Source organism: Halorubellus salinus, from assembly GCF_020567525.1.
Lineage (GTDB): Archaea > Halobacteriota > Halobacteria > Halobacteriales > Natrialbaceae > Halorubellus > Halorubellus salinus.
Genome location: NZ_JAJCVI010000004.1, coordinates 345,002 through 359,047 on the forward strand (window position 1 = coordinate 345,002; position 14,046 = coordinate 359,047).

Genomic DNA, 14,046 nt, shown 5'->3' on the forward strand with positions numbered 1-14,046 from the left:
GATGACGCGAACGAAGGTCTGTGGTCTGACGCGCGAAGCCGACGTCGACCAGGCGGTCGACGCCGGCGCGGACGCGCTCGGGTTCGTCGTCGACGTGCCCGTGGACACGCCGCGCGAACTCACCGTGGCGCGCGCCGCGGAACTCGTCGCCCGCGTCCCGCCGTTCGCGACGACGGTGCTCGTGACGATGCCGACGGCGCCCCAGCGAGCGGTCGACCTCGTCGCGCGCGTCGACCCGGACGTCGTCCAGTGTCACGGCGACCTGTCGCCCGGTGACGTCGCGTACCTCCGGTCGCGCGTCGACGCTCGCGTCCTGAAGGCCGTGGACGCGGACGACGTCGAGACGGCGAGGCGGTACGCGGACGTCGTGGATGCACTCCTCGTCGACTCCGCGGACGCCGACGGCGGCGGTGGCACCGGCGAGACCCACGACTGGGAGCGGACGCGCGACGCCGTCCGCGACCTCGACGCACCCGTGATACTCGCCGGTGGGTTGACGCCGGGGAACGTCGCGAGCGCCATCGACGTCGTGGACCCGTTCGCGGTGGACGTGGCGAGCGGCGTCGAAGCCGCGGGTGGCGTGAAGGACCACGACCGCGTCCGCGAGTTCGTCGACGCGGTCGCCGACGCGACGCGAGCGGCGCGCGACGAGGCGACGAACGAAGAGGCGGTGTCGGCATGAGCGACGAGCCGGCGCTCGCACCGGACCGCGAGTCCTTCGAGACGCTCGCCGAGCACGCGCTCCGCGACGGCGGCCCCGCGGTGGTGCGTGCGAGCGTCGAACTGGACGTGGACGTCACGCCGCTGGGCGCGTACGCGGCGCTCACGGGGCGGACCGCGGACCCGCCGGGGAGCGACGACGACTACGCGTTCCTCCTGGAGAGCGCGGAGAAGGTCGCGTCCAGCGACCCGGCGGGCGCGTTCCGGCCCGCGGCCGCGGACGACGACGACGGCGACGCGAGCCGGCACGCGCGGTACTCGTTCGTCGGGTACGACCCGGCGGCGGTCGTCACCGTCACCGGGAGCGACGTGGACGTGGACGTCCTCGGGAGCGACCGGTACGAGGCCCTCGTCGACCCAGAGGGCGCGCTCGCTGACGCAGCTGCGAGCGGCGACGGCCCCGGCGAGTCGTCCGCGGACGTCTTCGACCGGCTGCGGGCGGCGATGCCCGACGCCGAGACCGCGGGGTTCCCGACGGGGGACCGCCAGCACCTCCAGGGCGGGCTCGTCGGGTTCGTCGGGTACGACGCGGTGTACGACGCGTTCCTCGACGAGGTCGGCGTCGACCGTCCGGAATCGCGGTTCCCGGACGCGCAGTTCGTGCTGTCGACGAAGACGCTCGTGTTCGACGACGTCGCCGAGTCGCTCGAACTCGTGTTCACGCCCGTGCTCTCGGCGAGCGAGGACCCCGGCGCCGTCTACGACGTCCTCGAAGGCGAGGCCGAGCGCGTCCGCGAGTGCCTCGCGAGCGCCGACCCCCTGGAGACGGGTGGGTTCGTTCGCGAGCGCGAACGCGCCGGGAGCCGCGAGGCGTACGAGGACTCGGTCGCGAAGGCGAAGGAGCACGTGCTCGACGGCGACGTCTACCAGGCCGTGCTCTCGCGGACGCGCGAGCTCGAGGGCCAGGTGGACGCGCTCGGGCTCTACGAGAGCCTGCGCGAGGTGAACCCGTCGCCGTACATGTACCTGCTCGGGCACGACGACCTGGACGTCGTCGGCGCGAGCCCGGAGACGCTCGTCTCGGTGCGCGGCGACGAGGTCGTCGCGAACCCCATCGCGGGCACCATCGAGCGCGGCGACAGCCCCGTCGAGGACCGAGCGCTCGCGGGGGAACTGCTCGCGGACGCGAAGGAGCGCGCCGAGCACACGATGCTCGTCGACCTCGCCAGGAACGACGTCCGGCGCGTCAGCGAGTCCGGGAGCGTCCGCGTCGATGAGTTCATGAACGTCCTCAAGTACAGTCACGTCCAGCACATCGAGTCCACCGTCACGGGCGAACTCGCCGCCGACGCGGACGCGTTCGACGCGACGCGCGCGAGCTTCCCCGCCGGAACGCTCTCGGGCGCACCGAAGATCCGCGCGATGGAGGTCGTCGACGCGCTCGAGGACGACCCCCGGGGCGTCTACGGCGGCGGCGTCGGGTACTACTCGTGGACGGGCGACGCGGACGTCGCCATCGTCATCCGGACCGCGACCGTCGAGGACGAGGGCGAGTTCGACCGCGTCACCGTCCGTGCCGGGGCGGGCGTCGTCGCGGACAGCGACCCCGAAAGCGAGTACGACGAGACCGAACAGAAGATGCAGGGCGTCCTCGACGCGCTCGACCGCATCACGACCGAACCTGAGGACGACGTCCCGCCACCGGAGGTGTCGCGATGAGGGTCCTGTTCGTCGACAACTTCGACTCGTTCACGTACAACCTCGTCGAGTACGTCGAATCCTCGCTGCTCGCGACCCGGCCAGCCGACGAGGTCGCGGTCGAGGTCGTCAGGAACACCGCGAGCGTCGACGACGTCCGCGCGTTCGACCCGGACGCCGTCGTCGTCTCGCCGGGCCCGGGGCATCCGAAGAACGAGCGCGACGTCGGCGTGACGATGGACGTCTTCCGCGACGTCAGCCCGGACGTGCCGACGCTCGGCGTCTGCCTCGGACTGGAAGCCGCGGTCTACGAGTACGGCGGGACGGTCGGCCGCGCCCCCGAGCCCGTGCACGGGAAGGCGTGGCCGATCGCGCACGACGGCCGCGGCGTGTTCGCGGGCATCGAGCAGGGGTTCTCCGCGGGGCGATATCACTCCCTGGTCGCGAGCGAGGTCCCGGAGTGCTTCGAGGTGTCGGCGACGACCGACCACAGCGACGAGGGGCCGAGTGGCGTGGACGTCGCCACCGACGGCGGCGTCCGCGCTGGCGCGGCACGCGGCGACGGCGACGCGCTCGTCATGGGCGTCCGCCACCGCGAGCACCCCATCTCGTGCGTGCAGTTCCACCCGGAGTCCGTCCTCACGGGCCGGGGTCACGACGTCGTCGAGAACTTCCTCTCGCTCGTCGACTGAGAACGACTGCCGCGCGCGTCGAGGCCGGTTCGGTACGTTCGCCGCGGGTGCTTACGCCAGGAGCGACGCGGCGTCGACGAACGTGGTTCCGGGGAGGCCGAGCGGGTCGATGCCGAGCGTGACGTCGAGCGCGTAGAGGATACCGAGGACGATCGCGGCGACGATACCGACGCGGATGGCGATGGCGACCGCGACGCGCACGAGCAGCACGACGACGACGAGCGCGACGAGCGCGATGACCGCGAGCGCCAGCGCGTCGAACCCGAAGGCCACCTGGAGTGGGAACATACCCGATTCCAGACCCACGGCGGGCATAAGTTTGTGGGCAAGACAGGGAGGCGTTCGACCTCGGGCCGCGAACCGGGGCGCGTCGAGCGCTCGACGGCGGTCGTCGGGCGTCCACTTTCACTCCGGTTTGGGAGGGTTCAAGTCGCTCCCTCCCGAAGCGATTCATAGAGATGATCCCGAGTGTCCGGTAGCGACAGCGCCATAATTAAAACAGGGTTGTGTAACATCAATCGGAGTAGAAATCCGACCATTTATGGTACCCTCGCGTGTACCAAATCTTCGTCTCGAACGATGCATATGACACCATCTACAGCCGCCGAAAACGCCCGCAAGCTCGATGCTGCGGGCGGGGAGGGGAAGCGATGAGTCGGTCGAACGTCGGAGCGGACGAGGTCGACCTGCCGATCAAGCGAACCGAGGGCGACACGCTCGAGGACCGCCTCACGGGGAACGCGTACCACAACATCCTGCCGGCGCGCTACCTCCGCAAGGACGCCAACGGCGACCTCATCGAGGAGCAGGAGGACCTCTTCGTTCGCGTCGCGAAGAACATCGCGCTCGCCGAGGCCGTCTACGAGGCCGACAACCAGGACGTGACCGTCGAGGTCACGCCCGACCAGCTCAAGCCCGACCACCCGCGTCGCGACGAGCTCGCCGAGGAAGTGTTCGGGAAAGGCACCACCGTGGACGACGACACGTCCACGGAGCTCTCGGTGTACAACGTCAACAAGTTCGCGTACGACACCGTCGTCCCCGAACTCCCCGACGGCGTCCGCGAGCACGTCCAGGAGAAGGCCGACGAGTTCCAGGGCCTCATGGAGAACCTGTCGTTCATGCCGAACTCGCCGACGCTCATGAACGCGGGCGACGAACTCCAGCAGCTCTCGGCGTGCTTCGTCGACTCGCCCGAGGACGACATCGACGACATCCACCAGACCGCCAAGGAGGCCGCGCAGGTCTTCCAGAGCGGCGGTGGCATGGGGTACGCGTTCTGGCGGCTCCGCCCGTACGGCGACCCCGTCGGGTCCACGGGCGGCATCGCCTCCGGCCCCATCACGTTCATGCGGACGTACGACCAGATGTGCGAGACGATCGCGCAAGGCGGTGCGCGTCGCGGCGCACAGATGGGCGTCATGCGCATCTCGCATCCGGACGTCATCCAGTTCATCCACGCGAAGAACAAGGACGTCAGTCTCGCGCACTCCCTGCGACTCAACGACCCGGACGACTACACGCACAACTCGTTCGCGGACGCGCTGGAGGAGGCGCGGGAACTTATCGACGACGAGGGGAAGGTCCCCAAGCACCTCCGGAACGCCGTCGAGGGCCACCTCTCGAACTTCAACATCAGCGTCGGCGTCACCGACGACTTCATGGACGCGCTCGAGAACGGCGAGGAGTTCACGTTCACGAACCCCCGTACGGGCGAGGCGCACATCGCGACCGCGGAGACGAAGGAGCTCTACGAGATGTTCGGGCTCGGCGAGCACGTCGAGGTCGGCGAGGAGCTCTCCGTGCCCGCGGAAGCCCTCTGGGAGGACGTCATCGAGGGCGCTCACGAGAACGGCGAACCGGGCGTCATCTACCTCGAACGCGTCAACAAGAAGCACTCCTTCGACGTCGAAGAGCACCCCGAGCACCGCATCCTCGCGACGAACCCCTGCGGCGAGCAGCCCCTCGAGGAGTACGAGGCGTGTAACCTCGGGCACATCAACCTCTCGACGCTCGCGGACCTGGACGCGCCCGACTGGCGCGTCTGGTACGACGAGCACGGCGACGACTACGCGGACCTCGAGAGCGCAGTCGATGCGTTCCTCGACGACGCGGTCGACTTCGAGGAGTTCGACCGCCGCATCGACCTCGGGACGCGCTTCCTGGAGAACGTCGTCACGATGTCTGACTTCCCGGTGCCGAAGATCGAGGAGAAGGTCCGCGAGATGCGGAAGATCGGTCTGGGCGTCATGGGCCTCGCGCAACTCTACATCCAGCTCGGGATGCGCTACGGGAGCGAGGAGTCCAACGAGGTCGCGAGCCAGCTGATGACGCACATCAACCACGAGTCCAAGTGGACGAGTCACGAGCTCGCCGGCGAGCGCGGCGCGTTCGCGGACTACGCGGACTCGAAGTACGCGAACCCGACCGAGTACGCGGACTGGTTCGAGCACCACACCGGCCTCGACGCCGACGAGTGGGCCGACGGATTCGAGATCCGGAACCACAACACGACCACCATCGCGCCGACCGGCACCACGAGCATGGTCGGGAACACGACCGGTGGCTGCGAGCCCATCTACAACGTCGCGTACTACAAGAACGTCAGCGACGACGTGCAGGGCGACGAGATGCTCGTCGAGTTCGACGACTACTTCCTGCGCGTCCTGGAGGCGAACGACATCGACGTCGACGCCGTCAAGGAGGAAGCCCAGGAGCAGATGGCGTCGAACGCGTTCGACGGCGTCGAAGGCCTCGACACCGTCCCGGACGCCATCGGCGAGCTGTTCGTCGTCACGAGCGACCTCGAAGGGAAGGACCACGCCGCAGTCCAGTGTGCGTGCCAGGACGGCGTGGACTCCGCCATCTCGAAGACGTGTAACTTCCCGAACGACGCCTCGCCGTCCGACATGGACGAGGTGTACCGCTACATCTACGAGAACGGCGGGAAGGGCGTCACCGTCTACCGCGACGGCACTCGTAGCAAGCAGGTCCTCACGACGCGTGCGGACAACAAGGAGTTCGCGGACGAGGACGAGGCCGCGGAGGTCCTCGTCGAGCAGATCCAGGACGTCTTCGGCGGCATGGAGGCGTTCCTCGAGAACGACGACGTGCAGGCCGCACTGACCGAGGAGGTCTCGAGCCTGCTCGCGGCCGCGGACGGCGACCGCCGCCGGAAGCGCGACCGGCCCGCCGCGCTCCGCGGCGTCAGCCAGCGCGTGAAGACCGGGTACGGGAAGCTCTACGTCACGATCAACGAGGACCCCGACACCGGCGAGCCGTTCGAGGTGTTCGCGAACATCGGGCACTCCGGTGGCTTCACGAACTCCTTCACCGAGTCGCTCGGGAAGGTCATCTCGACGGCGCTCCAGGCGGGCGTCGATCCGGACGAGATCGTCGACGAGCTCTGCGGGACGCGGAGCCCGAAGGTGGCGTGGGACCGCGGCGAGCAGATCCAGTCCATCCCGGACGCCATCGGCACCGCGATGCGCCGGTACCTCGACGACGACATCGACAAGCCCTACCCCGAGCAGAAGACGCTCGAGGAGGCGGCCGACGACGGGGACGCCGACGCGGCGACCCAGCCCGACGGCGGGGCGACGACCGCCGACGCGTCCGCGGTCGACGCGTCGACCCCGAGCCCGCCCGCGGAGGGCGAGCCGGCGGCCGAGGAGACGAGTGACGCGGTCGACGACCTCATCGCGGCCGGGGAGAGCCCCGAGTGCCCCGAGTGCGGGTCGCTGTCGCTCGCGTACTCCGAGGGCTGCAAGACCTGCGAGTCCTGCGGCTGGTCCGAGTGCTGACGTAGGTTCCGCGATTCGCGGTTTTTTCTCCCCGAGCGTCCACGGGACGGTATGGACGCTGCTGTCTTCCACGGCGAGCGAGACGTCCGCATCGAGGAGGTCCCGGACCCGGAACTGGAAGCGCCCGGTGACGCGATCGTCCGAATCACGCACACCGCGGTCTGCGGGTCTGATCTCTGGTTCTACCGCGGGGAGCACGACTACCCGACGCCGGGTCGCGTCGGGCACGAACCGATGGGCGTGGTGGAGGCGGTCGGCGAGGACGTGACGAGCGTCCGGCCCGGGGACCGCGTGCTCGCGCCGTTCGCGATCAGTTGCGGGGAGTGCGAGTTCTGTCGGAAGGGCCTCTACACGTCCTGCGTCGAGGAGGCGGGCTGGGCGGGCGAGCACGACGGCGCACAGGGCGAGATGGTGCGCTGTCCGTTCGCGGACGGGACGCTCGTGCGCGTCCCCGACCGGTACGCGGACGACGACGACGTCCTCGAGTCGCTGCTCCCGCTCACGGACGTCATGTGCACTGGCCATCACGCGGCGGTGAGCGCGGGCGTGGATGCGGGGGCGACCGCGGTCGTGGTCGGTGACGGCGCGGTCGGTCTCTGTGGCGTCCTCGCAGCGCAGCGCCTCGGGGCGGAACGCATCGTCGCCGTCGGCCACCACGAGGACCGCCTCGCGGTCGCCGAGTCCTTCGGCGCGACGGAGACCGTGAGTGCACGCGGCGAGGAAGCGATCGACGCGGTGCTCGACATCACGAACGGCGGCGCGAACCACGTCCTCGAGTGCGTTGGCGCGGAGTCCTCGTGGGACACGGCACTGGACGTCGCCCGCCCCGGCGGTACCGTCGGGTACGTCGGCGTACCAGCCGGGGTCGAGGACGCCGAGTTCCTCGGAACGGCGTTCTCGAACAACGTCGGCCTCGAGGGCGGCGTCGCGCCGGTCCGCGCGTACGTCGAGGACCTCATGGCGGACGTCCTCCAGGGGACGCTCGACCCGTCGCCGGTGTTCACGAAGACCGTCGACCTCGACGGCGTCCCCGAGGGCTATCGCGCGATGGACGAACGCGACGCCATCAAGGTCCTCGTGGAGGTCTGACCGCAAGTACCGCGTCGCTGGCCGACCGCGGAACCGTCACGCGTGATCGGCGGTCCCGAGCCCGAGGTCCTCGCTGAGGTTCGCGTACAGCGTCTCGAAGCTGGTCTCGTCGGCGGCTGCGGCGGCGGCGATGGCGCGCGGTTCGAGCGTCGCCTGCCGGGTCGCGCCCTCGACGACGAGGGTCTCGGCGAGTTCCCCGCGGTACTCGGCGGTGTGGTGCGTGCGGACGACGGCCGCGAAGTAGCCCGCGATGGCGTCGGTGCGACCACGGACGGAGAGGTCGAGGTCGTCGACGTCGGGGTCGAAGGGCACGTCGTCGGGTTCGCGGTCGCTGCGCGCGACGTCGTCGAGCGCACCGAGCGAATCGGGCGTGAAGTCGAGCGCGTCGTGGTCGGCGGCGAACTCCGCGGCGAGCCGGTCGAACGCCGCGACGACGTCCGCTGGCGCGGGTTCCTCGCGCGGATCCGCTTCGTCCTCGAAGGGGTCCTCGTCGGCGAGCTCGGGCGTGTCGACGTCGAGTTCGCTCGCGAAGACGTCGTGGACGACCGCGAACGACGACTCGCCCTCGACGACGTCACCGAGGACGCTCGGGACGGTGAGGACGAGCGGCTGCCCGCGGTGCGTCGCGGGGAGGGTGACGACCCAGCCGGCGCTGTCGTCGAACGTCCACTCGCCGTCGTACGCGCGAACGAACGTCTCCCCGAGGTACGCGCCCATCCGGCGCACCGACTCGTTCAGCGCCTCGACGTCCCCGGCCTCGGTCGTTGCGCCCACGTCGTCGGTCGCGCCGACCGGTTCGGCCCCGCCCGCTGGTTCGGGGCCAGGTTCGGTCGCGGCGGCCGGTTCGGTCGCGGCGGCGAGCGCCGCGGCGACCTCGTCGGCGATGTCGTCGAGCGCGTGCAGCGACTCCGGCGTGTAGTCCAGGTCAACGTCGGGGTGGGCGTCGACGAACGCGGCAGCGAGGTCCCGCGGTCGACTCGCGTCCTCGGTCGCGTCCGAACTCGCGCCAGCACCGTCGGCGTCCGCGCCACGACCGAACAGTCGCTTCAGGGACGACAGTGGATTCATGCACGAGCGTTGGTCGTGAGCGCGGAAATGCGTGTCGTGGACGCCGACGCCACGGGACGACGCCGACGCGACGACGATGGCACGACGTGTCAATCGGACGACGCCGACGCAACGACGGCGCGAGCACGCCACCCGAGCGTGGTCGGGCAAAGGTTCACGACCGCGGCGCACCGACGCGTTCCCGTGATAGACTCCCGGACGGACCGCCTCCTCGTCGCCGCCCTCGCCGGCGTCGCCCTCGGCGCACTCCCGCCGTGGCTCCTCCGGAACCCGTTCTACGACGGCATCTCCCCGGCCGTCTACTACCCCGGGCAGGGAACCGGCCTGGAGACGTGGGGGCTCGCGACGCTCCCGCTCGCCGTCCTCGCGATCGGCGTCCTCGTCGCTCGCGACGGCCGCGTCGCCACGACCTCCGCCACACTCGTCGGCGCCGCCGCGACCGTCGTCGCGCTCGACACCGCCTCCGAGGGCGTCGTCGCCCCCTGGCTCCTCCCCGGCCCCGGCGTCGCCATCACCGCCGCCAGCGGCCTCGCCGCCCTCGCACTCGTCGCCCGCGACCGCGCGAACCACCGTGATTAAGCCGCCAGAACCGGAACGTTCACGCGATGACCGACGACGCCGACGCGACCGCCGGCGGCGGCCGCCCGTGCCCGATGTGCGACACCGTCCTCTACCGACGGCACTGCAAGTACGTCTGCCCGAACCACGGCGTCGTCATGGACTGCTCCGACACCTTCCACCTCCAACGCGAGTAACCACAAGACGAGCGCGACCGCCACGGAAACGCCGCCCTGGGGGTCGGCGTATGCCCGCCGAATCAGTCAGTCCCCTCCGATACCCACCCGTCGATAGAGCGGGCCGGCGAGGAGGATGGCGGCCGCGATACCGAGTCCGACGACCAGTCGCGGGTCGACCGCGCCGACGCCATCGGCCGAGAGCGTCGACAGCGAACTGCCGACGAGGATGGCCGCAATCGTCCACGGGAGTTCGCCGACGACGGTCGCCGCGCAGAACGCCGGCAGCGAGACGCCGGTCATCGCGGCGGTCGCGGTGACGGCGTCCGCCGGGAGTGGCGCGAGCCGAGCGGCGGTGACGCCGCGGAAGTCACCGGTCGCGTCGAAGTACTCGCCGGCGGCGGCGAGGAACCGCTCGCCGGGCGCGAGCCACGACAGCGGGTTGTCCTCGCCGTCGCCGAAGTACCGCCCCGCTGCGAACACCGGCATCGACGTCAGGACCGCGCCCGCCAGCGCGACCGGAATCCCCACGGCGACCCCGTACCCGTACCCGACGACGACCGCGACGAGCGTCGTCGGCCACGCGACCAGCGGCCGTAGCAGATAGCACGCGACGAGCGCGACCCCGAAGACGACCGGGTCGTCCGCGAGCGCGGCAAGCGTCGCGAACGTCGCGGTCGGCGACACCGCGAGCGACGCCACGACGACCGTGGCGACGAGCACGACCCCGACCGCGGCGCGACGATGCATCACCACCGACTATCCCCCGGGTGCATGAACGTCTTTCCCCTCGCTCGCGACCACCGGCCCCGGTGAGCGAGCGCGGTCGCGAGACGGCGACGGTCCGCGCAACGTTTTTGCGTCGCGGCCGAGGACTGGAACGCGATGACGACCGAGGATGGCGAGCGCGCGAGCGGGACCGGTGGGGTCGACGGCGACCCCGTCGAGGTCGGCGTCGAACTGCTCGCGAAGGCCGAGGACGCCGAACTGTCGCTCGCCGAGGCGATGGATCGCGTCGAAGCGGTCAGTACCGCGCCGACGGTCGTCCGCGAGATACTCGACACCGCCGAGATGCGCGGCGTCATCGAACGCGAGGACGGCGTCGTTGCGGTCGCGGGCGGCGGCGGGTACGTCTCGCAGACGACGGACGTCGTCCGCCGCGACGGTGACTACGACTGTCGGCGCTGCGGGACCGGCCTCGCCACTGGGCACTTCGTGCAACTCGACGCAGGGGAACTCGGGCCGTTCGGCTCCGAGTGCGTCAGGAAGGTCACGGGCCGCGACGACTGACCGCGGACGCCAACGGCGGCCGCCGAGAGTGGCCGGCTCGCGCTACGAGCGCTCGCGGAGCTCCTCGATGAGCTGCTGGATGAGCGCCTGCTGTTGCTCGAGGAGGTCGTTCTGCGCGTCGACGCGGGATTCGAGGTCGTCGATGCGGTCCGCGAGGTCCGCGGCCGTCACGCCCGATTCGGTCGCGGGCTCGAACCCGGCAGCCGCGAACCCGCCCTCGCCGTCCTCGCTCCCGTCGCCGCCGGCAGCGTCCTCTTCGGTCTCGTCGGTCGCGCCCTCCGGTGACAGGAGGCTCGACGACTCCTCGACGCCGCCCGCGGTCGCGTCTCCAGTCACGTCGGCGGAATCGGGTGCGGGTTCCGCACGCCGGCTGTCGGCGGGCTCGCTGTCGGCGGAATCGGTCGCGGGTTCCGAACGCCGGGTGTCGGCGGGCTCGCTGTCGGCGGAGTCGGTCGCGGGTTCCGCACGCCGGCTGTCGGCGGCGCCGTCGGCTGGTTCCGCGCGACGCCGCCCGGCGTCCGCGTCGGCGCTCGCGTCCGCCCCGCTGTCCTCGCCAGCCGAGACCGGCCGGCGCGGGTCCTCGGCCGCAACCGCGGGCTCGCTCGCACGCGCGTCGGCGTCCAACGACTCGGCCTTCTCGTCGTCGAGGAACGGGTCGCCGCTCGTGTCCGCCGGCCGCGACCCCGACCCCGACCCGAGCGGGTCGACGCCCTCGCCGAAGTCGACGCCACCACCAGCGGACGCCGACTCGCCAGCGGCATCCGGCGTCTCCTCCTCGGGGTCGACGAGCGCGTTCAGTTCCGCGAGCGACCCCACGTCGTAGTACGCGAACAACGCTTGCGTGAGGCGTTCGCGGACCACCGCGATGTGCTCGTTCGGCGTCTTGATGCGCTGGGGACGCCCGTCGACCGCGATGACGATCTGCGTCGCGACGCTCCCCTCCTCGAAGTCGAGCGCGGTGACGTCGTCGAAGTGGTACTGCTCGTGGTCGTCGTCCCAGACCGCGCTCCCGACGTGCTTCAGGAGGCGGTCGCTCGTCACGATGAGCGTCAGTTCGCTGAACCGGAACGTCTGCACGACCGTCTCCCCGGGGTCCGTGACGCCCGACCCGTTCAGCACGCCCGCGAGTACGGGATGGAGGACGTCGTCGGCGACACTCGAGGGAACGGTGAAGTCGCGTTCACCGTCGATACTGTACGTGAGCGTGATTCGCGTCTTCCGACGACCGTCCTTGACGGTGACGCGCTCTGCGTCGTGCGGGTACGACTCGACCGACTCGTCGCTCAGGAGGCTCTCCGAGCGGTAGACGAGCGTCCGCGACGCGGTGACGAAGAGGGCGTCCTCGCCGCCGAGCGACACGCTCGCAGCGACCTCCTCACCGTCGAGCTCTCCTTGCACGATACCCGGAACGTCCATGCGCCGTCCTTCACGAGAGGGCGGCTTAAATCCGTGGGGACGTCGTGTCGACCCGGCGACGCGATGGACTGGGACCCCCTCACGTACCGCGGTAACATGAGAAGGTTCAAGTCCCGGAGCGGACTACGAACTGGTGAGGCCGGGTGGCTTAGCTGGACATAGCGCCGCACTCATAGGGTTTCAGAGATTCGGTGCGGTACCACAGCCTTGGAAGGCAACTGCGTGACCTCGGGGCCCGCCGAGCCTCGAACCTGAGTCATGCGGAGATCGCGGGTTCGGAGCCCGCCCCGGCCACTTCTCACACGGATGAACGAACGATAGTGAGTGACGACACCGTGAGCAGTGGCCGGGCGATGCGAGGAACCTGCTCGCGGTTCCCACGAGCGACCATCGGGAGCGAGTGGGAAGTCGAAAGACGAGCGAAGCGAGTCTTTCGGTAGTTCCGAGGTCGCCCCGACCACTTCCTACCCACGGACTGTGAGCGTTAGCGACCAGTCCGGCGATACGAAACGTAGCTGAGAGCGGGCGGAGAACCGGTATCGGTCGTCGACGAGCGCGAGCGACCGTCGCGTCGGCGCTACCGGGAAGCACTCCACGGTCGCGCGTCGAGCGAGCGTCCGGTATCGCCGGGACCACCGGGGGGCGGGGATACCGAACGATTCGGGGACTGCAGGTTCAGATGCCGTCCGGGTGCGTCAGTTGGCCGTCGGCTTCCGCGACGAGGCTGCGCTGGATGGCGGCGTCGATTATGGCCTCGCACTCGTGGTCCGGGATGTCGTACGCGCTTCCCGCGATGGACTCGATCTCGGCGCGAGACACCGGGAGGTCGCGGTTCTTCAGGAGCCGCACGACCTTGTTGTACGTTCGCGGGTCGACGTCCGGCGTGTCGGGTTCGCTCGACGACGTCGAGGCGTCGTCGGTCGACGGACCGGGGGTGCTGGCGTTCGACGCGCTGGCGTTCGACGCGTTGGCTGCGTTCGAGGTCGACTCGCGGTTCGTCGCGGTCTCTTCGCGGGACTGGTCGTCGAACGCGATACCGTCGGTGTCGTCGTCCGATTCGGCGTCCTGGATGGGCGTCGTCGGCGTGTCGTTCGCGTCGGCGAACACGCTGCTCGACGCGGTGTCGTCGGCGTCGTCGAACACGGACGTGGTGTCGTCCACCTCGAACGGCGTCCCGTCGTCCGCGGCCGGTTCGCTGCCGGCGGTGTCGTCCGCGGTCGGTTCGGTGCCGGCGGTGTCGTCCGCGGTCGCGTCGTCGTCGCCCGTCGTCGACGTGCCGTCGTCGGCGACGTCCGAGAGGATGCTCGGCGGAACGGTGGCGTCGGCGTCCCCGGACGTGGTTCCGTGGACCTCGTCCGCGTCGTCGGTCGTGGCGGCGTCATCGGCCGCGGCCTGGCTATCCGTGGACGCGTTCGCTGCCGCGACGACCGGGTCGAGGACGCGCTCGAGTTTGCGCTCGCAGGTCCCGCAGAGGACGACTGTGGTCTGGTGTGCTGGCGTCGGCGCGAGCGCGTCGGGGACGACGGTCGACTCCCTGAGCGAGACGTCCATCGCCGCGCCACAGAAGTAACACGAGGAGAGGTCGGCCATGCCCAA

General features: G+C 70.3%; 13 protein-coding genes and 1 tRNA gene. 9 read left to right on the top strand and 5 right to left on the bottom strand.

The window, feature by feature from the left end; all coding sequences use genetic code 11:
• The first annotated feature begins 1 nt into the window (after position 1).
• The 3 genes from LI336_RS12940 to trpG are packed head-to-tail and all read left to right on the top strand — an operon-like array spanning position 2 to position 3,050.
• A complete protein-coding gene (locus LI336_RS12940) occupies positions 2–682 on the top strand; it encodes a phosphoribosylanthranilate isomerase (RefSeq protein ID WP_227133550.1) in 681 nt (226 codons plus the stop codon).
• Positions 679–2,379, top strand: coding sequence for an anthranilate synthase component I (gene trpE, locus LI336_RS12945; RefSeq protein ID WP_227133551.1), 1,701 nt, complete (start codon positions 679–681; stop codon positions 2,377–2,379). Before LI336_RS12940 ends, trpE begins: the two co-directional genes overlap by 4 nt.
• Positions 2,376–3,050, top strand: coding sequence for an anthranilate synthase component II (gene trpG, locus LI336_RS12950; RefSeq protein WP_227133552.1), 675 nt, complete (start codon positions 2,376–2,378; stop codon positions 3,048–3,050). The genes trpE and trpG overlap by 4 nt, the downstream gene beginning before the upstream one ends.
• 51 nt (positions 3,051–3,101) lie before the next feature.
• On the opposite strand, the gene LI336_RS12955 is transcribed toward trpG, so the two are convergent.
• Positions 3,102–3,338 (bottom strand): DUF8029 family protein, encoded by a 237-nt coding sequence (locus tag LI336_RS12955; protein WP_227133553.1) that lies wholly within the window; start codon positions 3,336–3,338, stop codon positions 3,102–3,104.
• Positions 3,339–3,700: 362 nt separating this feature from the next.
• On the opposite strand from LI336_RS12955, the gene LI336_RS12960 reads away from it, so the two are divergent.
• Both LI336_RS12960 and LI336_RS12965 read left to right on the top strand, forming a co-directional pair.
• Entirely contained in the window at positions 3,701–6,853 is a 3,153-nt protein-coding gene (locus tag LI336_RS12960; protein WP_227133554.1) for an adenosylcobalamin-dependent ribonucleoside-diphosphate reductase, read from the top strand.
• Positions 6,854–6,904: 51 nt separating this feature from the next.
• Positions 6,905–7,942: a zinc-dependent alcohol dehydrogenase family protein gene (locus LI336_RS12965; RefSeq protein WP_227133555.1), complete on the top strand. Its 1,038-nt coding sequence runs from the start codon at positions 6,905–6,907 to the stop codon at positions 7,940–7,942.
• Positions 7,943–7,978: 36 nt separating this feature from the next.
• Here LI336_RS12965 and LI336_RS12970 read toward each other — a convergent pair whose 3' ends face one another.
• Positions 7,979–9,010, bottom strand: a complete 1,032-nt coding sequence (locus LI336_RS12970; RefSeq protein ID WP_227133556.1) for a hypothetical protein — start codon at positions 9,008–9,010, stop codon at positions 7,979–7,981.
• 183 nt (positions 9,011–9,193) lie between these two features.
• Between LI336_RS12970 and LI336_RS12975 the strand changes: the two genes are divergently transcribed.
• Positions 9,194–9,589 (top strand): hypothetical protein, encoded by a 396-nt coding sequence (locus LI336_RS12975; RefSeq protein ID WP_227133557.1) that lies wholly within the window; start codon positions 9,194–9,196, stop codon positions 9,587–9,589.
• A gap of 26 nt (positions 9,590–9,615) precedes the next feature.
• A complete protein-coding gene (locus LI336_RS12980) occupies positions 9,616–9,765 on the top strand; it encodes an HVO_2523 family zinc finger protein (RefSeq protein ID WP_227133558.1) in 150 nt (49 codons plus the stop codon).
• Between the two features lie 66 nt (positions 9,766–9,831).
• On the opposite strand, the gene LI336_RS12985 is transcribed toward LI336_RS12980, so the two are convergent.
• Positions 9,832–10,494: a TVP38/TMEM64 family protein gene (locus LI336_RS12985; RefSeq protein WP_227133559.1), complete on the bottom strand. Its 663-nt coding sequence runs from the start codon at positions 10,492–10,494 to the stop codon at positions 9,832–9,834.
• 135 nt (positions 10,495–10,629) lie between these two features.
• On the opposite strand from LI336_RS12985, the gene LI336_RS12990 reads away from it, so the two are divergent.
• Positions 10,630–11,034, top strand: coding sequence for a DUF5830 family protein (locus LI336_RS12990; protein WP_227133560.1), 405 nt, complete (start codon positions 10,630–10,632; stop codon positions 11,032–11,034).
• Between the two features lie 42 nt (positions 11,035–11,076).
• Here LI336_RS12990 and LI336_RS12995 read toward each other — a convergent pair whose 3' ends face one another.
• The gene (locus LI336_RS12995) at positions 11,077–12,450 is read right to left on the bottom strand and encodes a DUF7115 domain-containing protein (protein ID WP_227133561.1); all 1,374 of its coding nucleotides are present in this window, start codon (positions 12,448–12,450) and stop codon (positions 11,077–11,079) included.
• A 137-nt stretch (positions 12,451–12,587) separates the two neighbouring features.
• On the opposite strand from LI336_RS12995, the gene LI336_RS13000 reads away from it, so the two are divergent.
• Positions 12,588–12,744, top strand: a tRNA-Met gene (locus LI336_RS13000).
• A gap of 381 nt (positions 12,745–13,125) precedes the next feature.
• On the opposite strand, the gene LI336_RS13005 is transcribed toward LI336_RS13000, so the two are convergent.
• On the bottom strand, positions 13,126–14,040 hold the full coding sequence (locus tag LI336_RS13005; protein ID WP_227133562.1) for a DUF8528 domain-containing protein: 915 nt from the start codon (positions 14,038–14,040) through the stop codon (positions 13,126–13,128).
• Between the last annotated feature and the right edge of the window lie 6 nt (positions 14,041–14,046).

Bases quoted from the DNA above. Each gene is read 5' to 3' on its own strand.
- LI336_RS12980 (WP_227133558.1), top strand. From the start codon at position 9,616: ATGACCGACGACGCCGACGCGACCGCCGGCGGCGGCCGCCCGTGCCCG.
- LI336_RS12990 (WP_227133560.1), top strand. From the start codon at position 10,630: ATGACGACCGAGGATGGCGAGCGCGCGAGCGGGACCGGTGGGGTCGAC.
- trpG (WP_227133552.1), top strand. From the start codon at position 2,376: ATGAGGGTCCTGTTCGTCGACAACTTCGACTCGTTCACGTACAACCTC.
- LI336_RS12965 (WP_227133555.1), top strand. From the start codon at position 6,905: ATGGACGCTGCTGTCTTCCACGGCGAGCGAGACGTCCGCATCGAGGAG.
- LI336_RS12955 (WP_227133553.1), bottom strand. From the start codon at position 3,338: ATGTTCCCACTCCAGGTGGCCTTCGGGTTCGACGCGCTGGCGCTCGCG.
- trpE (WP_227133551.1), top strand. From the start codon at position 679: ATGAGCGACGAGCCGGCGCTCGCACCGGACCGCGAGTCCTTCGAGACG.
- LI336_RS13005 (WP_227133562.1), bottom strand. From the start codon at position 14,040: ATGGCCGACCTCTCCTCGTGTTACTTCTGTGGCGCGGCGATGGACGTC.
- LI336_RS12960 (WP_227133554.1), top strand. From the start codon at position 3,701: ATGAGTCGGTCGAACGTCGGAGCGGACGAGGTCGACCTGCCGATCAAG.
- LI336_RS12995 (WP_227133561.1), bottom strand. From the start codon at position 12,450: ATGGACGTTCCGGGTATCGTGCAAGGAGAGCTCGACGGTGAGGAGGTC.
- LI336_RS12940 (WP_227133550.1), top strand. From the start codon at position 2: ATGACGCGAACGAAGGTCTGTGGTCTGACGCGCGAAGCCGACGTCGAC.
- LI336_RS12985 (WP_227133559.1), bottom strand. From the start codon at position 10,494: ATGCATCGTCGCGCCGCGGTCGGGGTCGTGCTCGTCGCCACGGTCGTC.
- LI336_RS12970 (WP_227133556.1), bottom strand. From the start codon at position 9,010: ATGAATCCACTGTCGTCCCTGAAGCGACTGTTCGGTCGTGGCGCGGAC.